The organism is Amphritea atlantica (assembly GCA_024397875.1).
Classification (GTDB): Bacteria; Pseudomonadota; Gammaproteobacteria; order Pseudomonadales; family Balneatricaceae; genus Amphritea; species Amphritea atlantica_B.
On the sequence record CP073344.1, the window covers coordinates 2,806,721 to 2,825,530 of the forward strand.

The following is an 18,810-nucleotide window of genomic DNA, read 5'->3' on the forward strand; positions in this document are numbered from 1 at the left end:
ACTTTCGATAGCAGGCAATACAGCAGGCAGGAAAACCGAGCGCCCGGAATATGGCACCTGCAGGTATCTCATTTGGTTATTGAACTGTACCGAGTCAAAAAAGACTCATCGAGTCACTTATGACTCAACTCATTATTGACTCATTACATCTGTGTTTTAGCACTAATCAGAGCCAGCCAGATGCTTCTGCATTAACCTCACCGCTTTTGACTGACTGATATTGAGCGCAGCCGCCACCTGGCGACTGCTGCTATTTCTCCTGACCACTTCACGGACAATCTTTCCTTCCAGGTCAGCCAATGCCTGCTTTAAATCCACCTGCCCGGCAACCGGTCGGTTATCAAAATGATTGGTTTCATAGAGGCTGGCAGGAAGATCACCTACCTGAACCTGATCACCACCTGCAGTCACCACCAGCCGCTCCACCACATGGGATAACTCCCGGACGTTCCCCCGCCAGTCATACCGTTGCATAATCACCAGGGCCTCTTCACTCAACTGACGGTGCTGGCGATACTGGAGGTTAAACTGATTGAGAAAATAATAGATCAGAGGCAGCAGATCCTCCTTGCGGTGACGTAGCGGTGGTATCTGGATCTCAAACACATTCAGCCGGTAGTAGAGATCCTCCCGGAAAGCACCACTGCGCACCATGCTGAAGAGATCTCTGTTGGTTGCAGCCAGGAATTTAACGTCCGCCTTGCGGATCCGGGTTTCCCCTACGGGCCTGTACTCCCGCTCCTGCAGAGCATGCAACAGCTTTGCCTGCATCGCTAATGGCAGCTCTGAGATCTCATCCAGAAACAGCGTCCCTCCCTCTGCTTCAGCAAACAGCCCGGCTTTATCCGTTACTGCTCCGCTAAAAGCACCGCGCTTATGCCCAAACAACTCTGATTCAAAAAGGTCAGAAGGAATACCGGCACAGTTAACCACAACAAAAGGGGCGTCCTTTCTGGGGCTGTTATGGTGTATATATTTTGCCAGCATGCTCTTACCACAACCGGTTTCGCCAAGCAGCAAACAGGGTGAGATCAGATCAGAAACCTGTCTTGCCAGTGCAATCACCTTCTCCATCACCGGGCTGCGGCAGATCACTCCACCAACAACCTGATCAGGCGATTCTTCAAACTCATGAACTACGTCCGTCATCCGCTGTACTGAGCCATCATCAGCGACATCCCGAACATTCATCAGTACATATTCAACCTCCCCCTTACTGTCAAGCAAAGGGGTGGCAATCGTGAATATTTGGGTCCCCAGATAGGTTTCCTGAATGGTTGATAGTGGCTTTTTAAGCTTAAAAACGCTGGGTAAGACCGAATTATTCCAACAATTTTGCTCCCGGGAAAAGTGTTGGAAGTTTTTTCCAATCATCTCCGACTGGCTATATCCATAATGTCTGAGGCAGGCGTTGTTAACATAGACAATCCGGTATTGGCGATCATAGATCATAACCTCATCGTGCATATGATCAATCAGTCGGGTGAACTCATCAAAACTCAAGCGGGACTGCTCTGATTTCGCCATGCTATGCACCTCTCTTACACCTGACCCTGCTTTGATTCCGTCTGCAATTCTGCTGGATTAACTCACCAAATACCAGCAACCCGATTCAGCCAGGAGTACCGCCAATAGATAGAAGTGCCCGACTAGCACTATATACCAGATGCTTTTTCTTCAGGGATTTCAAACACCGCTCCGTACTTTCCAGGCGATAACAACGAAAAAACCCGGCAAATGCCGGGTTGGTCTTACTGAGGGTTCTTAAACGGTTTCTGAGCGCGACTTATCTGACTGGGCTGCGGCCTTGGCGGCTTCAGCCTGAACCTCCTCTTCGCCATCGGCAAAGATCACTTCATCCTCGGGGTTGTGCTTGCCCAACAGCTTAGGCCGCTCGATCAGGAAGTAGAGAATCAGACCGATTGCCACCGCATACACCGTCGACTGAGGGTCAGGCATCGCCAGGGTCACCGCAACAATACCGGCCACGCCCCGCTCAACTGAGTTTTTCAGCTGCTCCATTCCCACCATAATGCAGATATAGGCGGTCAACACCAGCGTCAGCGACAGCGCAATCGGCAGTACCGGTTTAAACAGGGTTACCAGCGGCAGAACAAACAGCGCTACCAGACCGGTGATCCAGAACGTGCCACCGCCACTGTAGATCGAATCCATCGCCTTACGGCCCATTGCATAGCGTTCGGCAACGGTAGCATGGGCAGCCGTCCAGAGAGGACCGGCCAGACCCGGCCAGGGTGCCAGAAACGCATGCATACCATTACGAATCGCGGTCACCAGATGTACCCGGTCGACACTGTCTTCAATGCTTTCATCGGCGCGCAGGTGATCGACCCGCTTAACCAGAGTAAAGCCAACGATGATGTCACCAAAGGCGATTACGTAGGCGATAATGGCGGTCGGAATCGCCAGCAGGAAAACATCCCAGCCAGGGAAGCCGACAGAAAAGATAAGATACTGCCACATCAGGGCAAAGTCGGGATTGGTGATACCCCACTCAATCTCCGGGAGCGGATATTCGCCGACACTCCAGCCGACGATCATCGCCAGAATCATTCCCGGTACCATACCGAAGTTAGCAATCCTTTTCGCCAGTGGGTTGGCATCAACGACGTTTTTAAAGGAGAGGGAGAACAGTATATACGCGGAGATCAGCGAACCGATAATCAGCGATACCGGTGTCGCATCGATCCGCCCGCCGACTTTCAGCTCGCCCATCATGGCCGCAATACCGGCACCGATAATAATGCCCGACTTCAGCGAGTTAGGGATAACCTCCACCAGCTTTGAACCCAGCCGGGTAACGCCGAGAAACAGAAAGATGATGGTCACTTCCAGCTGCAACGCGAACAACGCTTTGATCGCTTCCGGACCCGGCTCAAACCCTTTGAGGTAGAGCAGCACCACCGGTATTGCCGGCGTTATCCAGCCAGGCACCAGCGGCACCCCCAGTAATGCCGGCAGGATATACCCCACGCCGGCAATAAAGGTAAACGCCAGGGCTGCTTCGTAGGGCATACCCAGATATTTTTCTAACAGGGGAATCATCGCCAGACCCACCACAAACATGATCAGGCCCTGAATCATTTCAGGGGTTTCCCAGCGATAGTGAATGAAAGGCAGTCTGATTTTGAAAGGACCAGCAGGCCAGTAAGGCTGCTCAGCACCGAACTCTCGAGTCTTTAACGGCATTGTTCTTATTCCTGAAATTATTTTCACTCTGCTTGTCTGATGGAGACAAACCAGGCAGCCAGCCCCGGACCGGTTCTCTCAGCCGGACGGGATGTAGTTGCGTAGCAGGTATTTAACAACAGGAGTTTTGCTGCAATCTTTCTCAGAAATAACGAAATGTATCAAGCACGGGAAGCGCCGAAATCTATGGTAAATCGATGCTTTAATTGGCAAACACTGAGGTTCAGATTTCAATACAATCCGCCAGCCCTCATTACACCAACCGATACAACCCTTTGTAAACATGGACTTTTATAATGCCAATCGTCAGATTACACAGATACAGCCCCACCGACAGCAGGCGCAGCACCAAAACAGTGCAACAAAATAGCTTCGAATAACTAACTATTAATTCTTTTCAACCAAAGAATACTCAGCATAAAAATCGACCAGTTTTTATACAGAATGGCTCCATAGCTGCAATCGATCAAATCTTAACAACGCTAAGCCGCACATAATTGATTAGAAATACTCACCATTCAGATGAAAAACTATACTTTGTCACACTGCTTATTTCTAGATAATCTGCGCGCATACACAAATAGCCCTAAATTGATGCGATCAGAAAGAGTAGATTTCAATATTGCACCATATTAGAGCAACACATTGGAGCAACATAATGTTTACAACTTATTATTACATCGACCTTTACAACAAACAGAACCGTCCTGAAACCGAGCATGAATACTTCCTGCGTATGGCCAGTGAACAGGAACAAGCGCTTTTAATCGCGAAGCGTGCAGCCCGCGTGAAGAAGGTTAAACAAATTTTCGCTAAAGTGCTGAGCCTGTTCAACACTATGCAATACGCGAAGCCTGGTTCACAATACGGACATTGATCGGATGCCCGTTACTATGCAGCTTAGCCTGATATCTACGACATCCGGCTACGCTGCAGATACAACCTCCCGGTTAACTCAGATATAGAAACGCCGGACTTAGCGCTTTATCTCAACCGGATCGATAGCGTAATTTTTCAACTACCCTCTCCTATCACGCCCCTGAACGACGTACGGAAATAACCTTTTAAGTCCTGATACGATAGCCTGTACGAAAGATCCAGCCGACCACCGTCAGACAGATCAGCAGGAACACCAGCGTCATCCCCAGACTCACGGCAACATTGACATCCGCAACCCCGTAGAACGCCCAGCGGAAACCACTGATCAGATAAACCACCGGATTAAACAAAGTCAGTGTCTGCCAGGGCTCCGGCAACATACTGATTGAATAGAAAGCACCACCAAGAAAGGTTAATGGCGTAATGACCATCAGTGGTATCACCTGCAGTTTCTGAAAGTCATCGGCCCAGATCCCGATAATGAAACCGAACAGGCTGAAGGTCACCGCGGTCAGAATCAGAAACGCCAGCATCCACAGCGGATGTTGAATATGGTAGTCCACAAAGAGCTGAGCCGTGAGCAATATCAGCAACCCCAGGGTTACCGACTTAGTCGCGGCCGCACCCACATAACCGATCACGATCTCCATTGAGGAGACCGGGGCCGATAACACCTCATATATCGTGCCGGAAAACTTAGGAAAGAAGATACCGAAGGAGGCGTTGGAGATACTCTCACTCAGCAGTGACAGCATCACCAGTCCCGGAATAATGAAGGCGCCGTAGCTGATCCCTTCAATATTGCCCATGCGCGAACCGATCGCAGTACCGAAAACGATAAAGTAAAGCGAGGTTGAAAGCACCGGGGATGCGATACTCTGCATCAGGGTACGGAAGGTACGTGCCATCTCAAACTTATAGATTGCCCGGATTGCATACAGATTCATCTTATTGCTCCTTCTCATGAACCAGGCTGACAAAGATCTGCTCCAGCGAGCTTTCACTGGAGTGCAGATCGCGGATCTCCAGCCCCTGCTCAGTAAGCTTGCGCAGTAAGCGGGCGATACTGTCACTCTCCTGACGGCTATCGTAACGATACGACAGGGTATCGCCTTCCGCGTCCAGCTGCAGATTAAACTCCTCCAACTCAGCCGGAATCTGGCTGACCGGCTGTTGCAGACGGATACTCAGTAGTTTACTGCCAAGCTTATCCATCAGCGCCTGTTTCTCCTCCACCAGCAGAATCTTACCCTTACGGATAACGCCAATACGATCCGCCATCTCTTCGGCTTCCTCGATATAGTGGGTGGTCAGGATAATGGTCACTCCCTGCTCCCGTAACTGCCTTACCATCTCCCACATATCCTTGCGCAGTTCAACATCGACCCCCGCGGTGGGTTCATCCAGAAACAGAATATCAGGTTCATGGGAGAGCGCCTTGGCAATCATCACCCGGCGTTTCATCCCCCCTGACAACTCGCGCATCTGGGCATCCTTTTTATCCCACAGGGAGAGCTGACGCAGCAGTTTCTCGATGAATTCCGGATTGGAGGGCTTACCGAATAAGCCTCGACTGAAGTTGACGGCTGACCAGACGTTCTCAAAGGCATCACTGCACAGCTCCTGCGGCACCAGGCCGATCTTACTGCGCGCCGCACGATAATCCCTGACGATATCGAAACCATCCGCCTGCACAGAGCCTTCCGACGGACTGCTGATACCACAGATAATACTGATCAGCGTGGTCTTGCCGGCCCCGTTGGGTCCCAGCAGGGCGAAGATCTCTCCCCGATGGATATCCAGATCGACATTTTGCAGCGCAGTAAACCCGGATTCATAGGTTTTAGTCAGGCCGCTAACACGGATAATTGATGGCATGCTGATCCCTCTGCTACAGATAAGAGCCACATAGTAACCGGAGACAACGACAGACTGTAGTCAGTTACATAAAGAGTTAAACAATAGGGCTAATATTTAGCCCTTCGGGCTGAATAAAACTATACCCACGCAAGCAAACTCAGCATCAGTGTGACACTGAAAAACGCCAGTGTCGTGGTGATCAGCAGCACCCCGGAGCAAAACACCTGATGACCATACTTACTACCGAAAATCGGATAAACACTCAGCATCGGCGAAGCGGAGAAAATTACCACCGCTTTTTTCAGCGTATCATCCATATCAGGCATGACAAAGATAACCAGCAGCAGTGCGATAAAGGGTTGCAGTAGCAGCTTACAGAAGGAGATCAGGCTGATCTCTTTTATGCCAGCAGTCACCTTAGCACCTGCCAGAGAGGCACCAATAATGATCAGTGCCATCGGCGCCGCCGAGCCGGACAGAATCTGCATCGCACTGTCGATAAACTGCGGCAGCTGTACACCTGCCAGAGACACAGCCACACCACTGATAACAGCGATGATGACCGGATTTTTTATCAGCCTCTGCGCGACGCTCGTGATCAGTTTCTTCAGATCGGCCCCCTGATCATCCCGGCTTTCCATGAACGCCAGCGCCAGAGGAAACAGCACGATATTCTCAACAATAAGACACATCACCAGCGCCTCGGTTGGCGGAGAGTCGAAATATTGCAGCGCCACAGGAAAGCCGATAAAAACACTGTTCGGCATCGCCCCGCCCATCCCTTTCAGACCGGCATAACTAATACTGTCCTTGCTGATTACCCGGCTAATAAAGAAAACCGTAAAAAAAGACAACACTCCGCCGGCGGCATAGATAATCAGATAATCGCTATCCACCATCTGCCCCATATCCATCTGCGTCAGCTTATGGAAGATCAGCACCGGCAGTGCCAGATAGAGCACAAAACTGCTCATACCCGGCAGCGACTCCCGGGGAATAATGCCGCCCCGGGCGGCCACATAGCCAACCAGAATCAGCAGAAAAATGGGCGCGGTAATACCGATCATCGTTAGCATAGCGATTTTGATACCGAAATTGAGAGGAAGTAAAAAGCGACAATCCAAAGAACATTAAGGCAGCTAACATACCGCTATAAGTCTGTCCGACGCAAGCGCTACAACCACAGCAGATTACACTAAAACACCCGGTTTCAGGCTGAATATGACCCGCGTCCGGTATCAAGACAAGGTCGAAAATGTGCACTAGGTGCACCGACAACCTCTTTTTCATTGCCCGACAACGGGCCTCATCTCTACACTGAGCCCATCCTGAGAAGCCACTTTATGGCCGCTGTTAATAGGTGAATTTCAACACCTCATTCAGTGACTGAATAAAAGTGACAGCTCATATTCCGGAGAAAAAGCAGCCCCTCCCGTTGGCTTAAACAGCCCTGACGGAGCGAGGCAACAATAAAAATGATGAGCCCATAAGCGGAAAGCAAAGCGCATTGCCTCCCCTGTCCGGCCAGATTTTGGAGTTTACCCATGAGTGTAATGTTGAGGTGCCTGTCTCACACCCCTCTGCGAGACTATAACGATCCTGACGCGAGCATCGTCAAAGAGGTTGATGAGGTTATCGCCAAGGCCCGCACCGAGGTTGAAGCATTCGACCCAGAACTGATTGTCTTGTTTGCACCGGACCATTATAACGGCCTGTTTTATGATCTGATGCCGCCGTTTGTGGTTGCCACCGCCGCCGAGTCTGTTGGCGATTACAGCAGTCTGCCCGGTCACCTGAGTGTCGACTCTGATGCGGCAATGGAGCTGGTTAAGTTCCTGTTTGCCAACGGCATCGATATGACACTGTCACACCGCTTGCAGGTTGATCACGGTTGCACCCAGACGCTGGAAGAGATGACCGGCAGTCTGACCCGTTACCCGGTCGTACCGATTATCATCAACTCTGTAGCGCCACCCTTCTGCCCCTACGCACGCATCCGCAAACTCGGCGAGCTGGTCGGTCAGTTTATCGCAGGTCTGGACAAGCGGGTTCTGATTCTGGGCACTGGCGGTCTCTCCCATGAACCCCCTGTTCCACTGCTGGCAGATGCGCCTGAAGAGGTAGCGGAGTTCCTGATTGCGGGTCGCAATCCAACCCCGGAATTCCGCGCAGCCCGTGAGGCACGCACTATCGCAGCAGGTAAGGTGTATGGCACATCTGAGTGTCTGCAAACACCCCTTAATGCAGACTGGGATCAGACCTTTATCCAGACACTGATTGATGGCCGGGTTGCCGAGATTGATGAACTCTCCATTGAGGAGATCTCGCAACAAGCCGGGCGCTCAGCTCACGAGGTACGCACCTGGGTTGCAGCCTTTGCTGCGATCGGTGAAACCGGCCCCGTTACCGCAAGACAAGATTATTACCGCGCAATTAATGAATGGATTGCCGGATATGGCGTAGTCAGTGCCGAGTCGGCCTGATCCGACTCAGAGTTATGCCAGCGAATAATAAATAGAATTTCAGGAGAACACCGATGAACAATATGACTATCCAGATTCCGACCGAAGAAGAGATCGTAGCCCGCGCAACCAAGATGATTCCGTGGCTCAGAGAGAAAGCCGATGCAGTAGAAAAAGCCCGCATGGTGCCGGAAGATACCATTCAGGCGTTTCAGGACGCAGGCTTCTTCCGCATCCTGCAGCCAAAGCGCTGGGGCGGCTATGAGATGAACCCAAACGTGCTTAACAAAGTACTGATCGAACTGGCGCGCGGCTGCCCTTCAAGCGCCTGGAATGTCATGGTCCTGGGTGTTCACCCATTTGAAGTGGGTCTGCTGGATGAGGTTGTTGGGGATGAACTCTGGGGCGAAGATGATTCTGCGCTGATCTCTTCCTCTTATGCCCCTTTCGGTACCGTAAAAGCAGTTGAAGGTGGCTACATACTCAACGGCGAGTGGCTGACATCCAGCGGTTGCGACCATGCGGCAGGTGGTGCCTTTCTCGGCGGTCGTGTCGCCGATGCCGAAGGCAATATGGAGTTTCGCTCTTTCTGGGTACAACGTTCTGACTTTGAGATTGAAGATGACTGGCATGTTGTCGGCCTGGCGGGTACCGGTAGTAAAAAGCTTCTTATTAACGAAGTGTTCGTCCCAGCTTATCGCAGTCACGTGATTGGCGATTATTGTGATGAGACCCACGGCCATGTAAACGATCTTTATAAGATGCCATTCTTCGGTGTGTTCTACTCTGCGGTATCTTCAGTCATCATCGGTATGGCTAAAGGTATGGCTGACCTCTATATCGAACATATGGTGCCACGTCAGAACCTCAACCAGGCGGTTGGCGCTGCAGTAAATGATCCGTTCATCAAAGGAAAGCTGGGGGAAGCTCAGGCTAAAATCACCGGAGCTGAAGCACGGGTGCTGATGAATACCGAGGAAGCCTGGAAATATGCTTCCAAAGGTGAGCTGGTGCCAACCGATGTCCGCGTGCGTACCTTCGCCACCAACCAGTTTACCGGTGGTGACTGCTTTGATGCGGCACATATGATCTTCAAGAAGACCTCAACCCGTGGTGTCTGGCTGTCCAGCCCGATGCAGCGCCAGTTGCGCGACATTCTGGTCGGTGCGAACCACATCACCCAGAACCAGGATAACATCGGCGAACTCCTGGGTGGCCAGATGCTGGGTAACCCTCTGCCACAACCCAATCCATTCGGCGTCAAAGCCCAATAAACAATAAAAAGCCACATCTGGGTCAGGGGCGCGTCCCTTGCCCGGTATAACAATTTTAAAGGGTGCTGAAATGAATAAAGAGATAAATCAGGTTCTTGACTGGACGCCTAACGCAAAATTAGCGGCTATGCCAACGGTTACTTCGGATGACCACCGTTATGGTATGCGCCACTTTGCAGTGGGAGTAACCATCATCAGCGCATCAGACGGTGAGAACAAAGCCGGTCTGACCGCAACTGCGGTCTGCTCGGTTACGGCTGATCCTCCCCGACTGGTAGTCTTCGTCAATAAAGACGTTGCCGCCAGTGATATCATTCTCAACAGTGGTGCTCTGTGCGTTAACATTCTTGCCAGTGAGCAGGAAGAGATCGCTAAGATCTTTGCCGGTATGAACAAAGAGGTTCACGGTGAAGCACGTTTTGAATATGGCCAATGGCGTGAACTGGTAACCGGTGCCCCCAGCCTGGATGGCACACTGGCTAACTTCGACTGTCGCGTTATCAAAGTCTTTGATGAAAGCACCCATCACGCGTTTCTCTGTGAAGTGATGGCCACCTGCGAACGGGATGACGGCGAGGCCCTGATCTATCTGAATGGCGCATTCCGCAGCGTTCCTCAATAAAGGCGCATACAGTGAGATAACCAGGCCCTGTCATACAGGGCTTATGACGTTCGGACACAACGAATTAAAAGGCAGAATCTATGACTACGATTGAAATCAGCGAGGCGTCCAGCAGCAAATTTATCGATATTGTTGCCGAAGGTAATCCCTATAAGATCCACTACAACGAACTGGGGACCGGTGAGCAGGTGGTGATTATGCTCCATGGTTCAGGCCCCGGCGCCACCAGTTGGGCTAACTTTAACCGCAATATCGAGCCTTTTGTTAATCAGGGTTATCGTATTATTTTGCTGGACTGCCCCGGCTGGGGTAAAAGTGACCCGGTTGTCTGCACCGGTTCCCGCTCCGATCTCAATGCCGCCTGTGTCAAAGGCGTGATGGACGGTCTGGATATCGAAACCGCCCACCTGATCGGCAACTCCATGGGCGGACACAGCGTGGTGGCCTTTGCCCTCAGTTGGCCCGAACGGGTTAACAAACTGATTCTTATGGGCGGCGGTACCGGTGGGCCAAGCCAGTTTGTGCCGATGCCAACCGAAGGAATCAAACTGATTCAGGCGCTCTATCGCAACCCCGATCTGGAAGCACTGAAAAAGATGATGTCGGTGTTTGTTTACGACAGCAGTCATCTGACCGATGAGATGTTCCAGCTGCGTCTGGATAATATGCTGTCCCGTAAGGATCATCTGGAAAACTTTGTTAAAAGTATTGAGGCGAATCCTAAGCAGTTCCCTGATTTTGGTCCGCGTCTGGCAGAAATTAAGGCAGAGACGCTGGTTGTCTGGGGCCGTGATGACCGTTTTGTGCCAATGGATATCGGCCTGAAGCTAATTCGTGGAATCCCTAATGCACAGCTGCATATCTTTAATAATTGTGGTCACTGGGCACAGTGGGAACACGCAGATACATTTAACAGAATGGTTTTAGACTTCCTGAAGCATTAAATATTGACGGGCTGTTATTTTTTATTTAACAGCCCGTTTTTTCGAAAAATATTATTGCAGCTACAACTGTTCTTCTATTTTCAGAATAACATCATTCATTTTCTTCAGATATTTTTTCGCTGCCTTTTCTGTCGGCATCGCTTTAGCGATATATACCAGATTCAAACACCCTACTACTTCATTTTCACGCATAATCGGTCTGGCGATTGCGGCAATATTCCCCTCATCCCCCCAGTCCTGATTATTAGCACCATACCCCTGCTCCCGGGTCTGACGTATCACCCGCCGGACATAATCTTCATCATTGGCATGGTCGGCCTGCCGGTCATTATGCTGCCGTAACTGCTCAAGTATTTCGTTGCGTTCCGCTTCAGGACAGTAAGCAATATAAGCTCTTCCGGTGGCCGTCATCAGCAGTGGCAACCGCCTGCCCACCATATCCCGGTGAAACGACAACTTACTGAAACGGTGGGTTGTTTCCCTGATAACCATCGCATCGCCATCCCGTGTGCAGATATCGGTGGGCCATATAACCTCTTGTAATAACTTGCCTAATAGCGGTGCAGCCAGCTGAGAAATCCACTGAGCATCCTGAAAACCGTCACTCAGTTGTCTCACCTTAATCGTCAGCTGATAGCTATCATCTGATGGACTGCGCCGGACGTACCCCTCTCCCACCAGAGTTTCGAGTAATCGCCGAATAGTTGTGCGGTGAATGCCACTCCACTCGGCCAGATCCCGGATTTTTGCCCCGCCATGCGCACGGTTTAACAGATACAGTAACTCAAGCCCCCGGGTAAGACCCCGCACGTTCTTGTATTGTCCCGTCGCTTCGGTTTCCATGATTCAGCACTCATATGATTACACTACGAATGTGCACTAAGTGCACACATCACCAGTTTTTAATTGTAGCCTGCTTAGCCATTTTTTTATACTGACACAATAATTATAAGTATTAAAAAATAATAATAGATATTCAACGGGTGCTGAAAAATGAATATTCCTGTCGCTGACCATCTTCTTTTTATTACTCGACATTCATTTACTGCGTCGAAAATAATTCAAAGACATAATCACTCCGGTTTAATTACCGCCTGTCACGCTCATGCCGGTTCTCTTCCAAATATTAATCAGGCTTTACAGCATGAATGGCGCAGCGAAAAAGCCGCTTCTGAATATCACACAACCACCCGAATCTAAACAGGATTACACTGATGTCGATTGATCTGGACCTGATCGCAAAAAACTTACGTGAAGCTGCGCTTCACAATGAAATGATCCCCCCCATCCGGGAAGTAATTGGTGAAGACAATGCCGAAGCGGCCTATCAGATCCAGAAAATAAACACTGAACATGCCTGCCTGGCCGGACGCCGAATTGTTGGTCGCAAGATAGGCCTGACCAACATCAAAGTGCAGCAACAACTCAGGGTCGATCAACCCGACTTTGGCACTCTGTTTGCCGATATGTGCTACGGCGATAATGAAACGATTCCCGCTACTGCAGTACTACAACCCAAAGTCGAAGCCGAACTGGCACTGATGCTGGTCAAAGATCTTCCACAACAAGACACCACCTTTGCTGATCTGATCGATGTAATCGGCTGGTTGATGCCTGCCATCGAGGTCGTCGGTAGCCGTATTTGTAACTGGGATATCCGTTTCGTTGATACCGTCGCCGACAACGCATCCAGTGGTGCCTTTGTGCTGGGCGATGCAACCCGCTGGCAGGGCAGTATCGACCTGGCAAAGATCCAGATGACCATGACCCGTAACGGTACTGAAGTCTCCGCGGGCAGCGGGATTGAATGCCTGGGACACCCGTTTAATGCAGCTGTGTGGCTGGCCCGCACCATGAGCAAACTCGGTCAGCCACTCAAAGCAGGCGATATTGTTCTGACCGGGGCGCTGGGCCCGATGGTTGCCGTTGAACCTGACGATCAGTTCGAAGTAAAGATCAGCGGCATTGGCCGGGTCAGCACTCAATTCAGCCAGGCCTGATTGATGACTTCGTCGAAATGCGCTCCACAGAGCGCTGCTACCGACACCATTATTTGTTTCAAGGAATTTCCATATGAATAAATTAAAAGCCGTCATTATCGGGCCGGGCAATATCGGCACCGACTTGCTGATGAAGATGCAACGGTCCGAATGGATCGAGCCGGTGTGGATGGTGGGGATCGATCCCGAATCCGATGGCCTCAAACGCGCCCGGGAGATGGGCATTAAAACCACTGCTGACGGTGTCGATGGTCTGCTGCCGCACGTGATCGAAGACGATATCCGTATCGCCTTCGATGCCACCTCCGCCTATGTGCATGCCGAGAACAGCCGCAAGCTGAACGAACTGGGGGTGATCATGATTGATCTGACCCCGGCGGCGATCGGTCCCTTCTGTGTGCCGCCGGTGAATCTGCGGGCCCATGCGCAGAACCTGGAGATGAACGTCAATATGGTCACCTGCGGTGGTCAGGCCACCATCCCTATGGTGGCAGCCGTGTCTCAGGTGCAGCCGGTAGAGTACGGCGAGATTATCGCTACGGTGTCCTCAAAATCTGCCGGTCCCGGCACCCGTAAAAATATCGATGAGTTTACCCGCACCACCGCCGGTGCTGTTGAGAAAGTGGGCGGTGCGAAAAAAGGTAAAGCGATCATCATTATCAACCCGGCTGAGCCACCTTTGATGATGCGCGACACCGTGCACTGCCTGACTGAGGGCGAGCCTGATCAGGCGGCGATTACCGCCTCCGTTCACGCGATGGTCAAAGAGGTGCAGAAGTATGTGCCCGGCTATCACCTGGTGAATGGTCCGGTGTTTGATGGCAACCGGGTCTCCATGTTTATGGAAGTCGAGGGTCTGGGTGATTACCTGCCCAAATATGCCGGCAACCTGGACATCATGACCGCAGCCGGGCTGCGCACCGCCGAAATGTTTGCTGAAGAAGCAACGAACGGCACCATTACCCTGCCGGCACGCGGCTAAGTGGAGGAGAAAGCAATGAATCTGAAAGGTAAAAAAGTAGTCCTCCACGATATGAGTCTGCGGGACGGTATGCACGCCAAACGTCACCAGATCTCCCTGGAACAGATGGTCGCTGTGGCGACAGGTCTGGATGAAGCGGGTATGCCGCTGATCGAGGTGACCCACGGTGATGGTCTGGGGGGCACCTCGGTGAACTACGGTTTTCCGGCCCACAGCGATGAGGAGTATCTCGGCGCAGTGATACCGAAACTGAAAAACGCCAAAGTCTCCGCGCTGCTGTTGCCCGGGATCGGCACGGTGGATCATCTGCGCATGGCGAAAGACTTAGGGGTCAACACCATCCGGGTTGCGTCGCACTGTACGGAAGCGGATGTCACCGAACAGCATATCGGTCTGGCGGCCAAATTAGAGATGGATACCGTGGGGTTCCTGATGATGGCGCATATGGCCAGCCCGGAGAAGATTCTCGAGCAGGCACGGCTGATGGTCTCTTACGGCGCGAACTGCATCTACTGCACCGATTCGGCCGGTTACATGCTGCCGGATGAGGTGACTGAAAAGATCGGTCTGTTGCGGGCCGAGCTGGACCCGTCCATCGACATCGGTTTCCACGGACATCACAACATGGGGATGGCGGTCGCCAACTCCCTGGCGGCGATCGATGCCGGTGCCGGCCGCATCGATGGTTCGGTAGCGGGCTTAGGCGCCGGTGCCGGCAACACGCCACTGGAAGTGCTGGTGGCTACGCTGGTGCGGATGGAAGCGGATCACGGTATCGATCTGTACAAGATTATGGATGTCGCCGAGGATCTGGTCGTGCCGATGATGGATCAGCCGATCCGGGTGGATCGCGATGCCCTGACGCTGGGCTTTGCCGGGGTGTACTCCTCGTTCCTGCTGTTTGCCAAACGGGCAGAAGCGAAGTACGGCATACAGGCACGTGATCTGTTAGTCGAGCTGGGCCGTCGCGGCACCGTCGGCGGACAGGAAGATATGATTGAAGACCTGGCACTGACCATGTCCAAACAGAAATAACTACCCGGGGATCAGCGGCAGAACAACCTGCAGCTGATCCAGTTTGAAACACAGTTTCAAACCTTTCAATGACTGTATCACCACTCTCAGTCACCCAATAATTGAGGAAAACAACCGATGTTTATAATAAGAAAAGTAAAGTACCTGGCATTGACCGCTGTGCTATTGAGTCTCAGTCATATCGCTTCGGCAGAAACCATTATGCGCGTTGCCAGCTGGCTACCACCCACCCATGTGCAGAATGCAGTGGTATGGCCAACCTGGGGTAAATGGATCGGGGAAGCCACTGAAGGTCGGGTTAAACTCGAAATTGAGTATGGTTTAGGCCACCCTAAAACCCTGTTTGAACTGGTGGAAGACGGTGTTGCCGATGCCAGCTTCAGCTACCACGGCTATGTACCGGGTCGCTTTAAACTGGCTCTGGGTGTTGAAGAGCCATTGATGGGCGCTTCCGCCGAAGCAACATCTGTTGCCTACTGGCGTGTTCATCAGAAATACTTTGCTGCTGCCAATGAACACGACGGACTCACCGTCGCGGGCGTATTTGTTCATGGTCCAGGTCAGATCCAGACCATCGACCCTATCACTTCATTGGCAGACCTCAAGGGTAAGAAGATTCGTATCGGCGGTGGTGTTCCATCTGAGATTGGCCACCGGCTTGGCGTAACACCTGTTGGGGCACCGGCACCTAAAGTCTATGAGCTGCTGCAGCAGGGTATTGTCGACGGCGTCTTTTTGCCGATAGCAGAACAGAAAACACTGCGCCTGAATGAGGTTGCACGTAATGTTGTCATGCTGCCTGGTGGTATGTATCTGGGTAGTTTTTCCATCTTTATCAACCCTGACTTTCTCGATAGCCTGAGTGATAAAGACCGTGAGGCAATCATCGGTGTATCCGGTGAAAAGCTCTCAGCGATGGCCGGTAAAGCCTGGGACTCAGCCGACTCTGTTGGACTCAAAACAGCTGAAGACGCCGGTGTTAACCTCATTAAAGTGTCAGAAAACGATGCCTTTGCCAAGGATTTCAATAACCTGGTCGAAGGTATAGATCAGATCTGGCTGGAGTCAGTGGCTGACCGCGGTGTCGATGCTGAATCGGCTCTGGCAGAACTTCGTTCTATCGCCCGTAGTTATAAAGAGTAAGCGTTGACTATGTCTCTTTGCGCCTGGATAACAGCGCATTATGAGGAACAGAGGCCGGTTAAATGGCTGGCCTTTGCCCTTGAAATGATCGCTGCAACAACACTTCTTTTGCTCATGCTGCTGACCTGCTCTGACGTGTTTGGCCGCTATTTTCTGTCAAATTCGATCGATGGTACGACTGAACTGACAGAGATCGCTCTGGCGATCCTGATTTTTGCAGAGATGCCGGTGATTACCTGGCGAGGAGGACATGTCGTCGTCGATATTCTTGATCGGCTAATGGGCAATACGGTGATTAAGCTGCTGGGACTCCTGTCTGCATTTCTTATCTCATCGTCGCTCTATTTTTTAGCCGTGCAGATTTTTTTCCTTGCTGAACGCTCCTTCAGGCGCGATGAAGTTACTGAATTTCTTCGGTTACCCACAGGCTTAATTGTCGAGTACATCGCCTATATGAGCTGGATAACGGCAGCAACCATGATTACTTACGGGGTCTATCGGTTGTTATTTATCGCCCGTGATTAACCGACAAGACCTCAGACAGGTATATTTAACATGATTGTAGCCCTCACTGGCTTTGCCATTCTTCTGACTTTGATTGTTATCGCCCGGATACCCATCGCCTTTGCGATGGGTATCGTTGGATTCTTCGGTTTTGCCTATCTGCAGGGGCTGAGTTTTGATACGTTTGCAGACTTCCGCTGGAACGGAGCCCTTTCAATGGCCTCCAAGCGGGTTATAGATACTTCACAGGAATACAGTCTATCTGTCATCCCCCTGTTTATTCTGATGGGAAACCTGGTCACTAAGTCGGGTCTGTCCCATCAGCTATACCGTGCCTCAAATGCGTTTCTCGGCCATATGCAGGGCGGCCTGTCGATGGCCACAGTTGTAGCGTGCGGTGGCTTTTCTGCTATCTGTGGTTCCAGTCTGGCCACCTCAGCCACGATGGCTAAAGTAGCCATGCCACCGATGCGTAAATATGGCTATGCCGACTCACTTGCAACCGCCTCAATTGCTGCAGGTGGCACCCTGGGCATTCTGATCCCTCCCAGCGTTATTCTGGTTATCTATGGTCTGCTCACTGAAACCAGTATCAGGGAACTGTTTGCCGCAGGCTTTATTCCTGGTCTTATCGGCATTCTGCTCTATCTTGGCGCGGTACGTTTCGCCGTTTGGCGCAATCCAGAAGATGGCCCCTGTGGCGAACGACTCAGCTGGCCGGAACGTATTCAGGCACTGCACGGCGTATGGGGCGTGCTGATCCTGTTCACTGTTGTGATGGGCGGCATCTATCTCGGTGTATTCACCCCGACTGAAGCGGCAGGCATCGGAGCTGGCGGCGCTTTTATCATTGCGCTATACCGTCGCTCTCTGACCCTGGCCAGCCTGTTTGATATTCTGACCGATACCGCACGTACTTCAGCGATGCTATTCGGGGTCCTGATTGGTGCACTGATCTTTTCAAACTTTATCAACCGGGCAGGATTACCAGGCGACCTGCTGGTATTGGTACAGAGCGTCGATGTCTCCCCGATGACGGTGATATTTCTGATTCTTGCGATCTATATTGTGCTGGGTATGGTGTTTGAAAGTTTATCGATGATGCTGCTGACCGTACCGATCTTCTTTCCGCTGGTACAGAGCCTCGGGTTTGACCTGGTCTGGTTCGGCATTGTGGTGGTGGTTGTCACCGAGATCAGTCTGATCACCCCCCCCGTGGGAATGAATGTATTCGTACTCAGTGCCGTACTCAGGGATGTTAAAGCCAGCACCATCTTTAAAGGGGTCACCCCCTTCTGGTGTGCAGATATTGTCCGGCTGCTCCTGATTACACTGATTGCGCCAATTTCACTGATTCTGCCACAGCTACTCTATCGCTAACCGGAGTATAAGGAGAGATCGATGTTACCTCAGGTTAAAAAAATTCTTTATGCGTCGGATATCGAGAAAGGTTCACGTCCGGCGTTTCGGTCAGCCGTCAGCCTGTGCGGTCATTACCATTCAGAGATCACCTATCTGCATGTTATTGAACCGCTCAGCGCCAGTGCCCAAAACATGGTCAGAACACTCATGAACGACCATGATCTTAACGAACTGCATGATCAGAGCATTGCCAATCTCAAGCAGAAAATGCAGCAGCGGCTGGAGCAGTTTTATGCGTCAGAGCTGGAACAGCATGATCAGCTTTCAGCGGATCAGGTCACCGCCCGTGTAGAAGAGGGCCAGCCCTGGAAAACAATTCTCAGTGTTGCAGAGGAAATTGACGCCGATGTTATCGTCATGGGATGCAGAACTCACAGTTCTGTCGGACAGTTTTTTCTGGGATCGACCGCCAATAAGGTGATCCATCATTCAAAACGTCCGGTACTTACCGTGCCTATATAAAAGATTAAATG

The 18,810-nt window shown here is 51.4% G+C and carries 18 protein-coding genes and 1 pseudogene; 13 read left to right on the forward strand and 6 right to left on the reverse strand.

Annotation, left to right across the window (positions count from 1 at the left end; translation table 11 throughout):
* Positions 1-162 precede the first annotated feature (162 nt).
* Positions 163-1,527 carry a sigma 54-interacting transcriptional regulator gene (locus KDX31_12880; protein UTW02251.1) on the reverse strand — a complete coding sequence of 455 codons (1,365 nt, stop codon included), beginning with the start codon at positions 1,525-1,527 and terminating at the stop codon, positions 163-165.
* Positions 1,528-1,872: 345 nt separating this feature from the next.
* A pseudogene (locus KDX31_12885) lies at positions 1,873-3,210 on the reverse strand (xanthine/uracil/vitamin C permease).
* Positions 3,211-3,868: 658 nt separating this feature from the next.
* On the opposite strand from KDX31_12885, the gene KDX31_12890 reads away from it, so the two are divergent.
* Positions 3,869-4,087, forward strand: a complete 219-nt coding sequence (locus KDX31_12890) for a hypothetical protein (protein ID UTW02252.1) — start codon at positions 3,869-3,871, stop codon at positions 4,085-4,087.
* A gap of 187 nt (positions 4,088-4,274) precedes the next feature.
* Here KDX31_12890 and KDX31_12895 read toward each other — a convergent pair whose 3' ends face one another.
* The 3 genes from KDX31_12895 to KDX31_12905 all read right to left on the reverse strand — a co-directional run bounded on the left by KDX31_12895 (position 4,275) and on the right by KDX31_12905 (position 7,025).
* On the reverse strand, positions 4,275-5,036 hold the full coding sequence (locus tag KDX31_12895; protein UTW02253.1) for an ABC transporter permease: 762 nt from the start codon (positions 5,034-5,036) through the stop codon (positions 4,275-4,277).
* A 1-nt stretch (position 5,037) separates the two neighbouring features.
* Positions 5,038-5,967: an ABC transporter ATP-binding protein gene (locus KDX31_12900; GenBank protein UTW02254.1), complete on the reverse strand. Its 930-nt coding sequence runs from the start codon at positions 5,965-5,967 to the stop codon at positions 5,038-5,040.
* A 119-nt stretch (positions 5,968-6,086) separates the two neighbouring features.
* Positions 6,087-7,025 carry an AEC family transporter gene (locus KDX31_12905; GenBank protein UTW02255.1) on the reverse strand — a complete coding sequence of 313 codons (939 nt, stop codon included), beginning with the start codon at positions 7,023-7,025 and terminating at the stop codon, positions 6,087-6,089.
* Positions 7,026-7,493: 468 nt separating this feature from the next.
* On the opposite strand from KDX31_12905, the gene KDX31_12910 reads away from it, so the two are divergent.
* The 4 genes from KDX31_12910 to KDX31_12925 all read left to right on the forward strand — a co-directional run bounded on the left by KDX31_12910 (position 7,494) and on the right by KDX31_12925 (position 11,251).
* Positions 7,494-8,432, forward strand: a complete 939-nt coding sequence (locus tag KDX31_12910) for a 3-carboxyethylcatechol 2,3-dioxygenase (GenBank protein UTW02256.1) — start codon at positions 7,494-7,496, stop codon at positions 8,430-8,432.
* Between the two features lie 53 nt (positions 8,433-8,485).
* Complete coding sequence (locus KDX31_12915; GenBank protein UTW02257.1) at positions 8,486-9,685, forward strand: acyl-CoA dehydrogenase family protein; 1,200 nt, start codon at positions 8,486-8,488, stop codon at positions 9,683-9,685.
* Positions 9,686-9,755: 70 nt separating this feature from the next.
* On the forward strand, positions 9,756-10,307 hold the full coding sequence (locus tag KDX31_12920; GenBank protein UTW02258.1) for a flavin reductase: 552 nt from the start codon (positions 9,756-9,758) through the stop codon (positions 10,305-10,307).
* 80 nt (positions 10,308-10,387) lie between these two features.
* Positions 10,388-11,251, forward strand: a complete 864-nt coding sequence (locus KDX31_12925) for an alpha/beta fold hydrolase (GenBank protein UTW02259.1) — start codon at positions 10,388-10,390, stop codon at positions 11,249-11,251.
* 60 nt (positions 11,252-11,311) lie between these two features.
* Here KDX31_12925 and mhpR read toward each other — a convergent pair whose 3' ends face one another.
* Positions 11,312-12,094 carry a DNA-binding transcriptional activator MhpR gene (gene mhpR / locus KDX31_12930; GenBank protein ID UTW02260.1) on the reverse strand — a complete coding sequence of 261 codons (783 nt, stop codon included), beginning with the start codon at positions 12,092-12,094 and terminating at the stop codon, positions 11,312-11,314.
* 150 nt (positions 12,095-12,244) lie between these two features.
* Here mhpR and KDX31_12935 point away from each other — a divergent pair, with 150 nt between their 5' ends.
* The 8 genes from KDX31_12935 to KDX31_12970 all read left to right on the forward strand — a co-directional run bounded on the left by KDX31_12935 (position 12,245) and on the right by KDX31_12970 (position 18,799).
* Positions 12,245-12,451, forward strand: coding sequence for a hypothetical protein (locus KDX31_12935; protein ID UTW02261.1), 207 nt, complete (start codon positions 12,245-12,247; stop codon positions 12,449-12,451).
* 14 nt (positions 12,452-12,465) lie between these two features.
* Entirely contained in the window at positions 12,466-13,251 is a 786-nt protein-coding gene (mhpD, locus tag KDX31_12940) for a 2-keto-4-pentenoate hydratase (protein ID UTW02262.1), read from the forward strand.
* A 73-nt stretch (positions 13,252-13,324) separates the two neighbouring features.
* Entirely contained in the window at positions 13,325-14,233 is a 909-nt protein-coding gene (locus KDX31_12945) for an acetaldehyde dehydrogenase (acetylating) (GenBank protein ID UTW02263.1), read from the forward strand.
* A gap of 15 nt (positions 14,234-14,248) precedes the next feature.
* A complete protein-coding gene (gene dmpG, locus KDX31_12950) occupies positions 14,249-15,268 on the forward strand; it encodes a 4-hydroxy-2-oxovalerate aldolase (protein ID UTW02264.1) in 1,020 nt (339 codons plus the stop codon).
* Positions 15,269-15,385: 117 nt separating this feature from the next.
* Entirely contained in the window at positions 15,386-16,411 is a 1,026-nt protein-coding gene (locus tag KDX31_12955) for a TRAP transporter substrate-binding protein (GenBank protein UTW02265.1), read from the forward strand.
* A gap of 9 nt (positions 16,412-16,420) precedes the next feature.
* Positions 16,421-16,936 carry a TRAP transporter small permease gene (locus KDX31_12960; protein UTW05390.1) on the forward strand — a complete coding sequence of 172 codons (516 nt, stop codon included), beginning with the start codon at positions 16,421-16,423 and terminating at the stop codon, positions 16,934-16,936.
* 30 nt (positions 16,937-16,966) lie between these two features.
* Complete coding sequence (locus tag KDX31_12965) at positions 16,967-18,295, forward strand: TRAP transporter large permease (GenBank protein ID UTW02266.1); 1,329 nt, start codon at positions 16,967-16,969, stop codon at positions 18,293-18,295.
* A 21-nt stretch (positions 18,296-18,316) separates the two neighbouring features.
* Positions 18,317-18,799, forward strand: a complete 483-nt coding sequence (locus tag KDX31_12970) for a universal stress protein (protein ID UTW02267.1) — start codon at positions 18,317-18,319, stop codon at positions 18,797-18,799.
* The last annotated feature ends 11 nt before the right edge of the window (positions 18,800-18,810 follow it).

Coding starts and splice junctions, on each gene's coding strand:
- KDX31_12905 (UTW02255.1), bottom strand. CDS start 7,025: ATGCTAACGATGATCGGTATTACCGCGCCCATTTTTCTGCTGATTCTG.
- KDX31_12900 (UTW02254.1), bottom strand. CDS start 5,967: ATGCCATCAATTATCCGTGTTAGCGGCCTGACTAAAACCTATGAATCC.
- KDX31_12965 (UTW02266.1), top strand. CDS start 16,967: ATGATTGTAGCCCTCACTGGCTTTGCCATTCTTCTGACTTTGATTGTT.
- KDX31_12895 (UTW02253.1), bottom strand. CDS start 5,036: ATGAATCTGTATGCAATCCGGGCAATCTATAAGTTTGAGATGGCACGT.
- KDX31_12910 (UTW02256.1), top strand. CDS start 7,494: ATGAGTGTAATGTTGAGGTGCCTGTCTCACACCCCTCTGCGAGACTAT.
- KDX31_12890 (UTW02252.1), top strand. CDS start 3,869: ATGTTTACAACTTATTATTACATCGACCTTTACAACAAACAGAACCGT.
- KDX31_12970 (UTW02267.1), top strand. CDS start 18,317: ATGTTACCTCAGGTTAAAAAAATTCTTTATGCGTCGGATATCGAGAAA.
- KDX31_12945 (UTW02263.1), top strand. CDS start 13,325: ATGAATAAATTAAAAGCCGTCATTATCGGGCCGGGCAATATCGGCACC.
- KDX31_12880 (UTW02251.1), bottom strand. CDS start 1,527: ATGGCGAAATCAGAGCAGTCCCGCTTGAGTTTTGATGAGTTCACCCGA.
- mhpD (UTW02262.1), top strand. CDS start 12,466: ATGTCGATTGATCTGGACCTGATCGCAAAAAACTTACGTGAAGCTGCG.
- KDX31_12935 (UTW02261.1), top strand. CDS start 12,245: ATGAATATTCCTGTCGCTGACCATCTTCTTTTTATTACTCGACATTCA.
- mhpR (UTW02260.1), bottom strand. CDS start 12,094: ATGGAAACCGAAGCGACGGGACAATACAAGAACGTGCGGGGTCTTACC.
- dmpG (UTW02264.1), top strand. CDS start 14,249: ATGAATCTGAAAGGTAAAAAAGTAGTCCTCCACGATATGAGTCTGCGG.
- KDX31_12925 (UTW02259.1), top strand. CDS start 10,388: ATGACTACGATTGAAATCAGCGAGGCGTCCAGCAGCAAATTTATCGAT.
- KDX31_12920 (UTW02258.1), top strand. CDS start 9,756: ATGAATAAAGAGATAAATCAGGTTCTTGACTGGACGCCTAACGCAAAA.
- KDX31_12955 (UTW02265.1), top strand. CDS start 15,386: ATGTTTATAATAAGAAAAGTAAAGTACCTGGCATTGACCGCTGTGCTA.
- KDX31_12915 (UTW02257.1), top strand. CDS start 8,486: ATGAACAATATGACTATCCAGATTCCGACCGAAGAAGAGATCGTAGCC.
- KDX31_12960 (UTW05390.1), top strand. CDS start 16,421: ATGTCTCTTTGCGCCTGGATAACAGCGCATTATGAGGAACAGAGGCCG.